The 13,435-nt window shown below is 71.4% G+C and carries 16 protein-coding genes; 8 read left to right on the top strand and 8 right to left on the bottom strand.

Features of this window, described 5'->3' with window-relative positions:
• Window positions 1–10: 10 nt before the first annotated feature.
• Window positions 11–2,098 carry a phosphocholine-specific phospholipase C gene (locus ACFC1T_RS04950; RefSeq protein ID WP_375883652.1) on the bottom strand — a complete coding sequence of 696 codons (2,088 nt, stop codon included), beginning with the start codon at window positions 2,096–2,098 and terminating at the stop codon, window positions 11–13.
• A gap of 197 nt (window positions 2,099–2,295) precedes the next feature.
• On the opposite strand from ACFC1T_RS04950, the gene ACFC1T_RS04945 reads away from it, so the two are divergent.
• On the top strand, window positions 2,296–3,747 hold the full coding sequence (locus tag ACFC1T_RS04945; protein WP_375883649.1) for a hypothetical protein: 1,452 nt from the start codon (window positions 2,296–2,298) through the stop codon (window positions 3,745–3,747).
• On the top strand, window positions 3,725–4,324 hold the full coding sequence (locus ACFC1T_RS04940; protein WP_375883646.1) for a hypothetical protein: 600 nt from the start codon (window positions 3,725–3,727) through the stop codon (window positions 4,322–4,324). The genes ACFC1T_RS04945 and ACFC1T_RS04940 overlap by 23 nt, the downstream gene beginning before the upstream one ends.
• Before the next feature lie 34 nt (window positions 4,325–4,358).
• Here the strand turns inward: ACFC1T_RS04940 and ACFC1T_RS04935 are convergent, their stop codons facing one another.
• Window positions 4,359–5,261 carry an alpha/beta fold hydrolase gene (locus ACFC1T_RS04935; RefSeq protein ID WP_375883643.1) on the bottom strand — a complete coding sequence of 301 codons (903 nt, stop codon included), beginning with the start codon at window positions 5,259–5,261 and terminating at the stop codon, window positions 4,359–4,361.
• Window positions 5,262–5,318: 57 nt separating this feature from the next.
• On the opposite strand from ACFC1T_RS04935, the gene ACFC1T_RS04930 reads away from it, so the two are divergent.
• Window positions 5,319–5,900 carry a TetR/AcrR family transcriptional regulator gene (locus ACFC1T_RS04930; RefSeq protein WP_375883640.1) on the top strand — a complete coding sequence of 194 codons (582 nt, stop codon included), beginning with the start codon at window positions 5,319–5,321 and terminating at the stop codon, window positions 5,898–5,900.
• Window positions 5,901–5,966: 66 nt separating this feature from the next.
• Complete coding sequence (locus ACFC1T_RS04925; protein ID WP_375883637.1) at window positions 5,967–6,344, top strand: helix-turn-helix domain-containing protein; 378 nt, start codon at window positions 5,967–5,969, stop codon at window positions 6,342–6,344.
• Window positions 6,345–6,392: 48 nt separating this feature from the next.
• Here the strand turns inward: ACFC1T_RS04925 and ACFC1T_RS04920 are convergent, their stop codons facing one another.
• From ACFC1T_RS04920 to ACFC1T_RS04900, 5 genes are all read right to left on the bottom strand, one after another.
• On the bottom strand, window positions 6,393–6,983 hold the full coding sequence (locus ACFC1T_RS04920) for a ClpP family protease (RefSeq protein ID WP_375883634.1): 591 nt from the start codon (window positions 6,981–6,983) through the stop codon (window positions 6,393–6,395).
• Window position 6,984: 1 nt separating this feature from the next.
• Window positions 6,985–7,626 (bottom strand): ClpP family protease, encoded by a 642-nt coding sequence (locus ACFC1T_RS04915; RefSeq protein ID WP_375883631.1) that lies wholly within the window; start codon window positions 7,624–7,626, stop codon window positions 6,985–6,987.
• A 109-nt stretch (window positions 7,627–7,735) separates the two neighbouring features.
• Window positions 7,736–8,623, bottom strand: a complete 888-nt coding sequence (locus ACFC1T_RS04910) for a phosphorothioated DNA-binding restriction endonuclease (RefSeq protein WP_375883628.1) — start codon at window positions 8,621–8,623, stop codon at window positions 7,736–7,738.
• Between the two features lie 14 nt (window positions 8,624–8,637).
• Complete coding sequence (locus ACFC1T_RS04905) at window positions 8,638–8,835, bottom strand: DUF397 domain-containing protein (RefSeq protein WP_375883626.1); 198 nt, start codon at window positions 8,833–8,835, stop codon at window positions 8,638–8,640.
• A gap of 14 nt (window positions 8,836–8,849) precedes the next feature.
• Entirely contained in the window at window positions 8,850–9,701 is an 852-nt protein-coding gene (locus ACFC1T_RS04900) for a helix-turn-helix domain-containing protein (protein ID WP_375883623.1), read from the bottom strand.
• A gap of 188 nt (window positions 9,702–9,889) precedes the next feature.
• Between ACFC1T_RS04900 and ACFC1T_RS04895 the strand changes: the two genes are divergently transcribed.
• The 4 genes from ACFC1T_RS04895 to ACFC1T_RS04880 all read left to right on the top strand — a co-directional run bounded on the left by ACFC1T_RS04895 (window position 9,890) and on the right by ACFC1T_RS04880 (window position 12,494).
• Window positions 9,890–10,216 (top strand): hypothetical protein, encoded by a 327-nt coding sequence (locus ACFC1T_RS04895; RefSeq protein ID WP_375883621.1) that lies wholly within the window; start codon window positions 9,890–9,892, stop codon window positions 10,214–10,216.
• A gap of 100 nt (window positions 10,217–10,316) precedes the next feature.
• Window positions 10,317–10,634 carry a type VII secretion target gene (locus ACFC1T_RS04890; protein ID WP_375883619.1) on the top strand — a complete coding sequence of 106 codons (318 nt, stop codon included), beginning with the start codon at window positions 10,317–10,319 and terminating at the stop codon, window positions 10,632–10,634.
• Entirely contained in the window at window positions 10,634–11,983 is a 1,350-nt protein-coding gene (locus tag ACFC1T_RS04885) for a hypothetical protein (RefSeq protein WP_375883616.1), read from the top strand. The genes ACFC1T_RS04890 and ACFC1T_RS04885 overlap by 1 nt, the downstream gene beginning before the upstream one ends.
• Before the next feature lies 1 nt (window position 11,984).
• Window positions 11,985–12,494, top strand: coding sequence for a hypothetical protein (locus ACFC1T_RS04880; protein ID WP_375883613.1), 510 nt, complete (start codon window positions 11,985–11,987; stop codon window positions 12,492–12,494).
• Window positions 12,495–12,498: 4 nt separating this feature from the next.
• Here ACFC1T_RS04880 and ACFC1T_RS04875 read toward each other — a convergent pair whose 3' ends face one another.
• Window positions 12,499–13,293 carry an MBL fold metallo-hydrolase gene (locus ACFC1T_RS04875; RefSeq protein WP_375883611.1) on the bottom strand — a complete coding sequence of 265 codons (795 nt, stop codon included), beginning with the start codon at window positions 13,291–13,293 and terminating at the stop codon, window positions 12,499–12,501.
• Between the last annotated feature and the right edge of the window lie 142 nt (window positions 13,294–13,435).

Genomic DNA, 13,435 nt, shown 5'->3' with positions numbered 1-13,435 from the left:
GCTCCGGTGGTCAGCCCGTGACGCTGGCGGCGCCGGTCTTCAGGTGGCCGGTGGCGCGGCGGCTCCAGGCGGGGTCGCTGCCGACGGTCACGGTGAAGTCGTACCAGCCCTGCGCGATGGTGACGGCGTTGAAGTAGTCCCTGACCGTGGCCCCCGGGGCGACCTGGTAGGTCCAGCTGCCGGTCCGGTAGTTGGTGGCCGTGACGGTGAAGGTCACCGTACTGGTGCCGGTGTTGGTCATGGCGAACCAGAGCGCCGGCCGGCCGGTGTCCGGCGCCGGCGCGTACGAGGTGGTGGCCTCGGCGGTGCGGCCCGCGGTGGTCGCGTTTCCGGCGAACCGGCGCAGGGTGCGGTTGGGGCCGAGCACGGTGAGGTCGTACTGCCCGTTGCCGGAGCCGGCGCCGATGTCGAAGGAGTCGCGGGCGCTGCCGTCGGTGCCGCTGCCGGCGTCGTACGGGGCGACGGTGTACTGCCGGGGGCCTTCGGTGCGGTAGGCGTTGGCGTGGATCGAGTAGTGCGCCCAGGCGGTGGCCTGCGGGCCCTGGTTGGCCAGGTCGATCCAGAGCAGGGTCCGGCCGTCGGCCGTGGACTCGATCCGGTCCACCCAGGCGTTGGGCTGGTAGGGCAGCGCGCGGGCGGGCTTGGTGCCGGGCTCCTGGACGGGCATGGAGTTGGTGCCGGGGCTCGGGTTGATCTGGAGGTTCGCGGTGGCCTGGCTGATGGTGGCGCTGGTGTCGGGCAGCGCGGGCACCCCGTGGACGGGGTTGGCGAAGTCGAAGGCACCGGTGAGGTCGCCGCAGACCTGGCGGCGCCAGGTGCTGATGTTGGGGCAGACGGCGGGGGTGCCCAGCGCGGCGGTCCAGGTCTCCAGGAAGCGGATGACGCTGGTGTGGTCGTAGACCCGGGAGTCGACCCAGCCGCCGCGGGTCCACGGCGAGACCACGATCATCGGGACGCGGAAGCCGAGGCCGATGCCCGCCCCCTTGCAGAACTCGCCGGCGGTGCCGGCCGGGGCCGCGGGCGGGGGCACGTGGTCGAAGAAGCCGTCGTTCTCGTCGTAGTTGAGGAACAGGGCGGTGGAGTCGAAGACCTCCGGGGAGGCCGCCAGGGCCTGCAGCACCAGGTTGACGAAGTGCGCGCCGTTCTCCGGCGGGCCGTCCGGGTGCTCGGAGAACAGCTGGTCGGCCACCACCCAGGAGACCTGGGGCAGGGTGCCGGCGAGCGCGTCGGCCCTGATCGCGGCGGCGATGTCGTCCGGGGTCGAGCCGGTGCGGGCGGGCACCGAGCCCATGCCGCGCTGGGCGAGCGGGCTCGAACTCGGCGCGCCGGTGAACTGGTTGAAGTAGGCGAGGCCGTTGTCGCCGAAGTTGTCGTTGGCGTTCTGGTAGACCTTCCAGCTGACGCCCGCGTCCTGGAGGGCCTCGGCGTAGGTCTGCCAGCGCAGGCCCGACTCGGAGCCGCCGTCGTAGGCCGGTCCGCCCGCGGTGGCGGCCGGGTCGATCGTGCCGGACCACAGGTAGGTGCGGTTGGGGCCGGTGGCCGAGAGGATGGAGCAGTGGTAGGCGTCGCAGACGGTGTAGGCGTCGGCCAGCGCGTAGTGGAACGGTATGTCCTCGCGGGCCATGAAGCCCATGGTTCTGTCCGAGCCCTTGGCGGCGATCCAGGAGTCCATCCTCCCGTTGTTCCAGGCCTGGTGCTGGGTGGACCAGGAGTGGTCGAGCGAGCCGTCGCACTGCGCGAGCTGCTCGGGGCTGACGCCCCACCACCAGGTGTTCGTCTTGCTGAGCTGCCAGGGGTACTGCCGCCCGCTGCCGTTCGGCTGGTTGAACACGCTGGTGCCGCCCGCGATCTGCAGGGCGGTGCGGTCGCCGAAACCGCGCACGCCCTTCAGGGTGCCGAAGTAGTGGTCGAAGCTGCGGTTCTCCTGCATGAGCACCACGACGTGCTTGACGTCCCGGATCGTCCCCGTGCTGCCGGTGCTGCCGGTCGTGGCGGCCTGCGCGCCCGGCGCCGCGCCGGGCAGGGCCGTGTCCAGCCCGATGGCGGCGCCGAGGGCGGCGGCCGAGCCGAGGAAGGTACGGCGGGTGACGGGTGACACGGGTGGCCTCCGAGAAGTCTGGACAACTCCGACGTCGGCGACTGTCGGGCAGCCAGATGGCTACCGACCGGTAGCCGGGTGGCGGAGAAGTTACACCTGGCCGACAGTTGACGGAAGGTCTCACACCGTCACGGGATCCGCCCTGCCGCCGCGCGCCTCGGCCCGCCGGGACCCCGCCGGGAGCCCGTGGCCACCGGATGCACACGAACCGGCCGCCGGTGAGGATGGGCGGCGGGGCCGGGCAGTGGACGGAGTCGCTGGTGAAGGCGTTACCGGGTGGCCGCACCGCGCTCGTCGCGGTCCTCGCCTGCCTCGCCGTCCTGACCACGGGCGCGAGCCCCTCGCCGACGGACACGACCTCGTCGTCCTCGCCCTCGCCGACCTCACCCTCGCCGTCGCCGTCGCCCTCCCCCTCGCCGTCGACCTCGGGGGCCACGTCCTCGGCAGCGGCCGTCACCCTGGCGCCGACGCACGGACCCCGGTTCGGGACCGTTCAGGTGGCGCTCTCCGGCTTCCCGGTCTGCGAGAGCGGTCTCTCGACGCGCCCCACCCCGGTCCCCGCCCTGGTGACCTGGGACGACACCCCGGCCACCCACCTCACGACCGTCCGGACCGGGACGAAGCTGCCGTCCTCCGGCACGTTCACGGTGCCCGAAGGCGCCGGTGACGGCGTGCACACGGTCACGGCGACGTGCCCGGGCTTCCCCCCGACCGTGGCGACGGCGCACTTCACCGTCGCGCCGCCGACACTGACGGCGGATCCGGCCCGCTCGGCGCCCGGGTCCACCACGACCGTCGTCGGCACCGGCTTCGCCTGCCCCGCGGACGACACCGTCGCCCTGCTCTGGGGCACCACCGCGCTTCCCGGCCCCGGAAAGCCCGACGCCGACGGGGGCTTCCGCACCGGCGTCACCGTGCCCGCGGACGCGGCCGCCGGTGACCACGACGTCCGGGCGTCCTGTGCGGCGGAGCCCCGGATCACGGCGGACGTGCACGTCCTCGTCCCGGCCCCGGGTCCGACCACGTCCTCGTCCTCGCCCTCACCCTCACCCTCACCCTCACCCGTCCGGACGATGACCGCGTCGCCGGGCGCCCCCCTGCACGTCGACGGCCGGACGAACGCCTGCGCCGGGGGCGCCGACCCGCACCAGGTGGTGCTCTCCTGGGACGACGGGCCCCGGTCCCACCCGGTCACGGCCGACAAGTCGGGCAGGTTCCGGTCGATCGCCACCGTCCCGGCCACCGCGCCCACCGGCCCCCACCGGATCACCGTGGAGTGCGCGGGCACCCACACGGTGACCGAAATCGTCCCGGTCGTCGTCGCCCAGCAGGTCCCGCCGCCCCCGCCGAAGCCCCACCTGCTCTGGATCGTCCTCGGCGCTCTCGCGGGTGTGGCCCTGGCGGCGTTCGGGCTGCGCCGCGTCCTGCGGCCGGGCGGCACAGCGGGCCGGGCAGGCCGGGCGGGCGGCAAGGCGGGCACGGTGACGGCCGAGGCGGGCGCGTGGGGCGACGCCCGGACCGAGCTGACCGAGCCGACCGACCGGGCCGGCCCCACCGGGGCCGGGCACAGCGTCCGGCTGGACCCGCGGATGGATCCGGGCCGGCCGAGCTTCGAGGAGGTGCGCCATGACGATGGTCGCGACGGATGACCCGTACAGCCTGGCGACGTTCCTGGGGCCCCTGGAACCGCTCGCCGACGCCCTCCGCCGACACGACGCGGTCACCGCCCTGGGCGGCCTGGACCGGGCTCTCTCCCGGGCCGCCGAGCAGGAGGTGGCGAGCGTCGTGCACGGCTTCCTGGGGCTGGACATGATCGATCTGGTCGCCGGCGGCTGGCGCACCCAAGCGCGGCTCATGGAGGCCGCGCGGAGCACGTGCGCGGCCCCGGGCAGCGAGGAGGTCGTCGCCCTGGTGGACCACCGGGTCAGGTCGGTCCACCACCCCTCGGTGAAGGTGCTGGTCGACGGGGTGTCGGTCGGCACCCTCGTGGTGGACATCGAGGTGGTCTTCGAGATCGACGGGCTCGTGGCCGTCGTGCGCGGGGGCACGCTGGTGGCGGTGCGGGCGGGCTACTGCACGGCCACCGCGACGGTCGCCGTCGAGCAGATCACGGTGGCGAGCCGACGGGGACAGTTCGACCTGCCCGGCGGCGTGCAGTGGCGCAGGGGCATGGTGCTGCGGCACTGCACACCGCCCCCGCCCCCTCCGCCGACCCCGCCGGGCTGATCGGCCGGGGGCCGACCCGGCCGGTCGCCCTCCGCTACGCCGCTTGCTTCCCCTGTCCAGCCGAGGCGACGAAGGCCAGCAGCCGCTCGTTGACCGCCTCGGGCTGCTCCAGGTTCAGCCCGTGGCCCGCCCGTTCGAGGATCTCGGCCCGCACCCCCGGAACCAGCGCCGTCACCCGCTCCACCACCTGCCGCGGCCGCAGCAGCGCGCTGCGCCGGCCCACCAGCACCAGGACGGGCAGCCCGATCGACCCCAACTCCCCGTCCGTGAAAGGCCGGGCCGGCGGCCGGCCGCCCGGCTTGTAGCTGCGCATCGCGAGCATCAGCGGGGCGATCATCTCGCGCGGCGCACTGAGCGCCGGGTTCGCCAGCAGCCGCCCGAGCGCGGGGCGCAGCGGTCGCGGCGCGAGCATGCCGAACAGTCCGCCGATCATGTGGGCGTAGAACCGCGCGGGGACCTTCTCGATGCCGCCCGGGTCCAGCGAGGTGACGGAGGCGAGCCGTTCGGGCGCGTGGATCGCCTGGTTGAGGGCCAGCCAGCCGCCGTACGAGACCCCCACCAGGTGCACCCGGTCCAGTCCGAGCCCCGTCAGCACCTCCCCCAGCCACTCGGCGTTCTCCGCCGATCCGGCCGCGACGGCGCGCTGCACGCTGCGGCCGGGGTCGTCCAGGGTGTCGACGGCGTAGACCGGGTGGTGCGCGCCCAGGGCCGCGATCTGCGGGTACCAGTTGGACGGGTGCCCGGCGTGGCCGTGCAGCAGCACGATCGGCTCGCCGGTCCCCGCGCCGTACCGGTGGACGTGCACGCTCCCGTACCCGGTCTCGACGTCGAACTCCTGCCGCGGGCCGGGCCACAGCTCCATCGCCCGGTCGTACGCCTCAAGGAACTTCGCCTTCGCCGCCTCACTGGTGAAGTGCCCGACGCTGGTCCTGGTCATGATCCCTCCCGGTTTTGATGGTATGGTTGTACCACAAAAACATCCGGAAGGAACCCGATGCCCAAGCTGGTGGACCACGAGGAGCGACGGGCCCACATCATCGACGCCCTGCTCCGCTCGGCGGCGAGCAGCGGCCTCCACTCCGTCACCATGCGCTCCGTGGCGATCGAGGCCGGCGTCTCCGTGCGGCTCGTCCAGTACTACTTCGACACCAAGGAACAGCTGCTCCTCGCCGCCATGACCCGCCTCGCCACCCGGATGGGCGAGCGCGTCCAGCACCGCGTCCGCGCCACCGGCGCGAGCAGCGACCCGCGCGCCGTCGTCGAGGCGGTGCTGCTCGAAGCCGTCCCCACCGACGAGGAGAGCCGCGCCTTCCACCTCATCTACACCGAGTACGCCGTCCTCTCCGTCACCGACCCGGCCCTCGGCGGACAGCCCTTCCTCGCCGCACCCGACGAGATGGAGGCCTTCCTCGCCGCCCAGCTCGCCGCCGCCGGCGCCGCCGACCCGCGCCAGGAGGCCGTCGTCCTGCTGGCGGTCTCGGCGGGCCTGGGCCTCAGCGTGCTGCTCGACCAGCGGACGGCGGAGGACGCCACGGCCGTCCTCCGCTACCACCTCGGCCGGGTCTTCCCTGCGTAGCACCGCTTCACCCAGGGCAGAACGCGGCGCCCTTCCCCCCGCGCCCCGGATCCCTAGGCTGGAGGGGTGAGCACTCATGCGCCGAACGAAGCCCGCGTCATCCCGCTGCGCCGCCCGCAGGCCGCGCCGCCCGCACCTCCCGCGCCGAAGGAACCGCTCTGGCGCGACCTCGTCGGCGACGTGCTGCGGCGCGAACGGATCGCCCAGGAACGGACGTTGAAGGACGTCGCGGAGACCGCCCGGATCTCGGTCCCGTACCTCTCGGAGCTGGAGCGCGGCCGCAAGGAGGCCTCCTCCGAGGTGCTCGCAGCCGCCGCCAAGGCCCTCGGACTCCGCCTCGGCGACCTCCTCTCGCTCGCCCAGGACGAGTTGGTCCGGCACACCCGGCCGAACCGGACGAGCGGGCCCCGGGCGCAGTACGACGGGCTCTGCATGGCGGCCTGACCGCAGCGGTGGCCGGCACACCCCCGTCGTACCGGCCACCGCCGACGCTCACCGCCGGCTCAACACCTGGTCCGCGAGCCCGTACGCGACGGCCTCCTCGGCACTGAGCACCTTGTCCCGATCCATGTCCGCGCGCAGCGTCGCCACGTCGTGGTGGGTGTGCCGGGCAAGGACCTCCTCCACCTGCGACCGGATCCGGACCATCTCCTTCGCCGCGAGGCTGAGGTCCGAGACCGTCCCCTGCCGCCCACCACTGGCCGGCTGCCCGAGCAGCACCCGCGCGTGCCGCAGCACGAACCGCCGCCCCGCATCCCCACCCGCCAGCAGCACCGCCGCCGTCGACGCCGCCTGTCCGACGCAGAACGTCGAGATCGGCGCCTGCACGAAGGTCATCGTGTCGTAGATCGCCATCAGCGAAGTGAACGATCCCCCGGGCGAGTTGAGGTAGATCGAGATCTCCCGCTCCGGGTTCTCCGACTCCAGGTGCAGGAGCTGCGCGATGACCACGTTCGCGACCCCGTCGTCGATCTCGGTGCCGAGGAAGATGATCCGCTCGTTCAGCAGCCGGCTGAACACGTCGTACGTCCGCTCGCCCTTCGCCGTCCGCTCGATCACGTACGGAACCGTGTACGACCCCATGTCAGAGCCCCATCCGTCGCCGCGAGGAGGCCGGGCGGATGTCGTCGACCGACTCCACCACCCGGTCCACGAGCCCGTACGCCACGGCCTGCTCGGCCGTGAACCAGCGGTCCCGGTCGCTGTCCCGGGCGATCGTCTCCTCGCTCTGCCCGGTGTGCTCGGCGGTGATCCGCTCGATGGTGCGCTTGGTGTACTCCAGGTTCTCGGCCTGGATCTCGATGTCCGCGGTCGTCCCGCCGATGCCCGCCGACGGCTGGTGCATCATGATCCGCGCATTGGGCAACGCGAAGCGCTTGCCGGGCGTCCCCGTGGTGAGCAGGAACTGCCCCATGCTGGCCGCGAACCCCATCGCCAGGGTGGAGACGTCGTTGGGGATCAGCCGCATGGTGTCGAAGATCGCCAGCCCGGCCGACACCGACCCGCCGGGGCTGTTGATGTACAACCCGATGTCGCTCCGCGGATCCTCCGCCGAGAGCAGCATCAGCTGCGCACACACCCGGTTCGCCGACACATCGTCGACCTGCGTGCCGAGCAACACGATGCGCTGGGCCAGCAGTTGGGCCGCGAGCTGGTCGTCGAAGGGCCCGGGCCGGGTATCACCGTCCCCCGCGCGGGGCGCGAGCGCGGTGGCGAATGGAGTCATCTGGTCCTCCTGGTCGAGGCGGAACTGCCGTCCCCTCCACTCTCACCCCGCACCGCCCCCCGCCCCCCGATTCTCTGCCCACCGCAGATTCGCCACGGGCAGAGCGCGGCTACGCCACCTGACGCGGAGCCCCGCGGAACACCTCCCGCGCATGCCACTCCCGGTGCCGGTCCGCGACCGGCGGGACGCCCGGCTGCGGGCCGATGACGGGTCGTCCGGCGAGTGCGAGCACCTGCTGCCGGCTGGCCTCACTTCGGCCGACGAACCGCTGGGACACGAGGATCCGCCGCCCCTCCCCCAGGCCCAGGACGCCCTTGTCGAACAGCTTGTGGTGCAGCGAGCACAGGCACAGGCCGTTGTCGACGTCGTCCGGCCCGTCATACGACCACCAGCGCACGTGCGCGGCCTCCAGCCCGACCGCGCTCGCCCCGAGGGCGCCGTCGTAGCCGCAGAACGCGCACTGGAACTCGTAAGCGGTGAGTATCAGGTCACGCATCCGCCGATCCCGCTGCCGCCGGGCGGCGGCGGTCGCGGTGGCCTCGGCCTGCTCCAGGTCGAGACCGACCGCCTCGCAGAGATCGGCGTGCAGGGAGGAGGGGAAGTGGGCGTCCAGCAGCACCCTGGCCATCCGCCCCAGCAGCGCCGGTTCCTCCCCCAGCGCCAGGCGCAGTTCCGCCGCGAGCCTGCCCGTCGCCCCGCTCGCGCGGAGAACCCCGACCCCGCTGCCGGGGCTCCCCGGCCCGTGATCGGTCCGGACCTCCCACACCCCGTCGCTGATCATGTGGTGGAACGGGTAGCCGGGGGTGGTCGGATTCGACGGCCCGTAGTCGGCGAGCAGCCGCTTCAGCTCCTCCTCGACCGCGCTGTAGCGCAGTTCGCCGTCCGCATCCCGCTGGTAACTGCCGAGTGCGTACAGCAGCAACAACGGCTTGTGCGGCGCCCGGACGCCGTTGTTCGTCCAGCGCCTGAGTTTCGCCACCCGCTCCAGCCAGTCCATGCGGGTCAGGGTAGCTACGCCGTCAGGTGGTCGAACTCCCCGGCCTTGGCTGCGCATATGAGCGCACGGAGATTCTCCGGCGCAGTGGTGAGGATGATGTCAGGGTCATCGCTCTCACGAATCCTGATGGCGCCGCCAGCAGCAGCCGCAAGGTAGATGCAGTTTGCTGCATCTGCGCTGTAGCTGGACTTCTGCCAGTCATGAGCGGCCATGTTCGTTCCTGTCTTCAGATGCTCTGAGCAACGCGGCGGATGAGGTCACGGGACGCGCCCGGCTTGAGCGAGTGCGTCTCCAGCCGATCCATCACGGCTCGATACTTGATCAGCTGTGGTTCGGTGTCGATGAACTCCGACTTGTCCGTGTCGACTTGAACAGTGTCCAGCCGCGGCACCACAGCATGGAAGTACACAACGCCAGCGCCCGAACCCGGATAGCTGCCGGTACCGAACGGAATCACCCGCAGGTCGATGTGAGGATTCTCGCTCATGGCCAGCAGGTGATCCAACTGTGCGCGTGCAACCTCAGAGCCACCGAACCCCATCCGCAGGGCGGCCTCATGGACGATGGCCGACAACTGGACCGGCTGATCACCATAGATCACTGCCTGCCGCTTGATTCGATGGGAGACGAGATGCTCCACCTCGGGCGGCGAAAGGGGTGGAACCGCATCGCGGAAGAGTGCGCGAGCGTGTTCCGGGGTCTGGAGAAGTCCAGGGATGTGAATCGCGGAAGCGATCCGCATCGACCGGGTGTGGTGTTCGAGTTCGGCCAGGTCAAGCGCTCCGGCCGGGAGGATCTCGCGATACTCCTCCCACCAGCCCCGGGTACGCCCGCCGGTCAGGCGCGTCAGTGCATCGATCAGGGCTTCATCAACGCAGCCGTAGAGGCGCGCCAGGGTCCGTACCCGGTCCGCACTCACCGGGTAGCCACCGGATTCGATGTTGCTGATCCGGGACTGCTGCGTGCCGTGCAACTCCCCGGCTCGAGTGACCGACAGCCCGGCCTGTTCACGCAGTCGACGCAGCTCTGCGCCGAGCCGCCGCTGCCGGATGGTCGGCGGAAACTTGCTGGGCGGCATCCGCTCTCTCCTCACTCTCGACCACCATCCTCGGCATCGTTCACTCATTGGAGTGGTGGTGCTAAGAATTATCCGAAGGCGGTGGATTACATACTACCCACTGGATACGCTTGACTAAGCGTCAGGGATGTTCGCCGCTCTGGCTGGTGGCAACTGGCGTCCAACTCCCGTTCTCTTAGGAGACTTCCATGGCTGCTGCACCCTCGCCAAACCCTGGCCCCTCCTTCAACCAGGAGCTGTGCGAACTCGTGCTCGACACCGCACCCCGGCTCTTCGCCGTCGTCCAGGTGTGCGGCGACAGCAGCGCGGACGCCGACGGCTGGGTGGTGGCCTGGGGCCTCGCCGACCCCGACGGGCCGACCCACGTGATCAGCCTCGACGGCCGGGCCCGCCTGACCCTCGCCTCCCCCGAACGAGCCCTCCGCCACTTCGCCGGGCACCCGGGTCTCACCGCCCGCCTCGTCTGGCTCGCCCAGCCGAACACCGCCGCCCTGGACCAGCCCAAAGCCGCCTGACCCCCGCACAGGAAGTCGACCTGGCCGACTTCCTGCGCCCGCCCCAGCCGCTCGTTAGTGTGAAGACCAGAACCACAGAGCACAGTTGGGGGGGAACCCTATGGGTGGATACATCTCGGAGCCGGAACGGCTTCCGGTGGCGGCGGCCAAGCTGGACGAGGGGGCGGACAAACTCACGCAGGCGAACACCGGTTTCGGCGAGTCGACCGCTGCCGCGACCCGTCACAACGAGTGGACCGTCGGTTCGTCCCTCGGCGCGGCCACCGGCCACTGGTCCACGGAAGCCGGCAAGGTCACCGATGCGGTGAAGACGATCGCCGAGGGACTCCGCGTCACTGCCGCCAACTACTACCGGCAGGAAGCCGCCGTCGCGGAACAACTGCAGCGTGCTGCCGATCTGTTGGAGGACAAGAGCTGATGCCGTCCGTCTACGCCGAAGATCCCGACGGGCGCCGGAAGACCAGTGAGCCGCTCCATGAACGCCGCTTCGCCAAACCGGTCACCCTCCAGCAGATCCGCTCCTGCGACCCAGAAGCGTTCCACCGGGCCGCGGAGGAGTGGGACAAGGTCGGGTCGGCCATGAGTTCGGCCAAGTTCATCGCCGTCGATGTGCTCTCCACTCTCCAGGAAGGCTGGAGTGGCGACGCCGCGACCCTCGGACGCCGGGCACTCACCGACCTGGTCGACGAAATGTCCATCGCCGAACAGGAGATGGAGGCAGCGAAGCTCACGCTGACGAACACCGCGACCGGCCTGGCCCTCGCCCGCCGATGGGTCGCCGAAGCGGACGATCTCGCCCGCGCCAACGACCTCACGATCAAGGACGACGGCGACATCGGCTATCCGGCCTGGCTGACCAGGAGCAACGACCCGGAGAGCGGGGGCGAGTCCCGGCGACTGGGCACGGTGGCCAGAGACATCCGCAATCTGCTGACGGCTGCGACGAAGTACGCATCCGATGTCAGCAACACGGCGGGGCACGAGCTCGACCGCATCAACGACGCTGTGAAGTACCGCCACCTCGACGACTGGACCAAGCGGGTGGTGGGCGAGGACCTGGCGGGCGCGCGGGACCTCTCAAAGGTCTTCGGCGGCGAGGGTGGAGTACTGCTGCCGCCCGATGCGTACGACCGGGGGGCGGGCGCCTACAACACCGAGGCCCCGACCGACCGAGACCGCAAGCTGGCCGCCACCCTCGGGGCCGGAATCGCGGGTCTGCCGTTCGCAACAGGCGGCACCAATGCCAGCGCCAACATGGCCCACTACCTTTCCGGCACCGGCGAACCGCTGAACCTGAACGTCGAGGACATGTTGAAGGACATCCCCGACTTCCAGAACAGCGTGGCCACCACCCTCGACGGCAACCTCCCGGGCTGGCAGGCCGAGACCCTGGCGGAGTACCGGCGCACGGGCAAGCCGGTCGCGCTGGTCCAGCAGACCGGTTGGCAACCCATGTCCGCCACCCCGGACAGCAGCAAGGACTGGTTCTACGCGGTCGGGTCCTTCCACTACAACACCGAGGCGAAGATCGAGGTCAAGCCGACCTCACCCGGCGCTCCGCCGGAGGTGACCGTCACCTACAAGACCCACGTCCGCGACCGGTACAACTGGGACTTCGACAAGAACGACCCGCTTCATCAGAAGGGAACGAACGTACCGGGCCTGGGGTACGTCTCGGACGAGGACCTCCAGCGCCTCCATCGCACCGGCCTGGCACGGGAGTTCGACATGGGTGGTGCCGGCGACACGCGAACCAGGAAGCTCTGAGATGACGTCCGATTGGACCCCAGAGAAGCCTTGGGCTCGTTGGCTCCTGCGCGGATTCCTCGCGCTGTGCGTGCTGATCACCGTGGGGTGCGTCTGGTGGGGGGTGGCCGGGTTGCGGCGGAGCGCCGAACCGCCGGACACCGTCGCGGCGCGCGCTGAGCGGCTGGCGGGTCTGCACTACAGGAACGACGCCAGACTAGGGCGGTACTACATACCGGCGGCCGCCGTGCTGTCACGGACCCCCGACGGGGCGCAGGTCGCCTTCCTTCATTACGGGATGGTCGGCGGCGACGAGGTCAACATCGACGACTTCCTGTCCACCTACCGCCTGCCGAGGGCCGGCTCCCCCGCCCCACTGCCTGAGGACCTGAGAACAGCACTCCCCGGCGACGAGCCGGCCGAGGGCGTGTTGCTGCCGGAAGGGCAACCCGGGCGGCAGGTGTTCGTGGTGGAGCACCCGGGCGAACGGCCCGGCGCCGCCGACGTGTACGTCCGGGCTACCGGGTCGTGAGGGGCTACACGGCGACGAAGCGGCGGGGGCCGTCCCCGGTCAGGATTCGGCCGAAGCGCATGGCGGGGAAGTGGGCGGCGACCAGCACATCGTCCGTGTCGGCGGCCTGGTCGGCGATGCGGTTGCGGACGGCGGAGGCGGCCTCCGGGTCGATGTCCCAGATGACCTGCCAGTCGCGTTCGCCGAACTGGACCACGGAGTGGGCGACATCGCCCAGCAGCAGGGCGCGGCGGCCGCCGGAGGAGGCGACGTAGACGGTGGTGCCGGGGGTGTGGCCGGGGAGGTGGAGGGCGTCGAGGCCGGGGGCGATGGTGAAATCGGCGTCGAACAGCTCCAGTTGGGGGCCGAGCGGGCTGAGTTTGGCGACGGCCTCGGGCTGGGCGGTCTCCCCCGTCACGAAGTGCTGCCAGTCGGCACGGTGGGCGCGGTAGGTGGCGCGGGGGAAGACGGGGTGGCCGTCGACGGTGGCCCAGCCGATGTGGTCGAAGTGCAGGTGGGTGAAGACCACGTCGGTGATGTCCTCGACGGTGACGCCGTGGGCGGCGAGGGAGTCGAGCAGCGCGCCGCCGCGGTACTTGCCGTCGTCGTACGGGCCGACCCCGGCGTCGACCAGGACGGTCCGCTCCCCGCTGCGGACCAGGAAGCCGCCGAGCGGCAGGTCGAGGCTGCCGTCGGCCGCCCGGTGGTGCCCGTGGCAGGCCCACGGGTCGGCCATGCCGGGGCGGGTGAGGATATCGGCGGCCACCTCACGACCCACCCCGTCCGTGATCGCCAGGATCTCGATGTCACCGATCTTCACGTGCGCCCTCCGGCAGTTGACGGTCGTTCGTGGACCACCGGTGGCAACCGTGCCGGGGGGCCCGGGGGAGGCCGGCCGCCCGCCCCCCAAGGGCACGCCCCGCCCCAAACCCCCAAAACAAGACGTGGGACCACCCCCCCCC

Origin of the sequence: Kitasatospora sp. NPDC056076, from assembly GCF_042266305.1 — a bacterium.
Classification (GTDB): Bacteria; Actinomycetota; Actinomycetes; order Streptomycetales; family Streptomycetaceae; genus Kitasatospora.
Note: the sequence above shows the minus strand (reverse complement) of the source record. Positions and strands in the feature narration are given on the sequence as shown.

Bases quoted from the DNA above. Each gene is read 5' to 3' on its own strand.
- ACFC1T_RS04945 (WP_375883649.1), top strand. From the start codon at position 2,296: ATGCACACGAACCGGCCGCCGGTGAGGATGGGCGGCGGGGCCGGGCAG.
- ACFC1T_RS04940 (WP_375883646.1), top strand. From the start codon at position 3,725: ATGACGATGGTCGCGACGGATGACCCGTACAGCCTGGCGACGTTCCTG.
- ACFC1T_RS04935 (WP_375883643.1), bottom strand. From the start codon at position 5,261: ATGACCAGGACCAGCGTCGGGCACTTCACCAGTGAGGCGGCGAAGGCG.
- ACFC1T_RS04930 (WP_375883640.1), top strand. From the start codon at position 5,319: ATGCCCAAGCTGGTGGACCACGAGGAGCGACGGGCCCACATCATCGAC.
- ACFC1T_RS04920 (WP_375883634.1), bottom strand. From the start codon at position 6,983: ATGGGGTCGTACACGGTTCCGTACGTGATCGAGCGGACGGCGAAGGGC.
- ACFC1T_RS04915 (WP_375883631.1), bottom strand. From the start codon at position 7,626: ATGACTCCATTCGCCACCGCGCTCGCGCCCCGCGCGGGGGACGGTGAT.
- ACFC1T_RS04910 (WP_375883628.1), bottom strand. From the start codon at position 8,623: ATGGACTGGCTGGAGCGGGTGGCGAAACTCAGGCGCTGGACGAACAAC.
- ACFC1T_RS04905 (WP_375883626.1), bottom strand. From the start codon at position 8,835: ATGGCCGCTCATGACTGGCAGAAGTCCAGCTACAGCGCAGATGCAGCA.
- ACFC1T_RS04900 (WP_375883623.1), bottom strand. From the start codon at position 9,701: ATGCCGCCCAGCAAGTTTCCGCCGACCATCCGGCAGCGGCGGCTCGGC.
- ACFC1T_RS04895 (WP_375883621.1), top strand. From the start codon at position 9,890: ATGGCTGCTGCACCCTCGCCAAACCCTGGCCCCTCCTTCAACCAGGAG.
- ACFC1T_RS04890 (WP_375883619.1), top strand. From the start codon at position 10,317: ATGGGTGGATACATCTCGGAGCCGGAACGGCTTCCGGTGGCGGCGGCC.
- ACFC1T_RS04885 (WP_375883616.1), top strand. From the start codon at position 10,634: ATGCCGTCCGTCTACGCCGAAGATCCCGACGGGCGCCGGAAGACCAGT.
- ACFC1T_RS04880 (WP_375883613.1), top strand. From the start codon at position 11,985: ATGACGTCCGATTGGACCCCAGAGAAGCCTTGGGCTCGTTGGCTCCTG.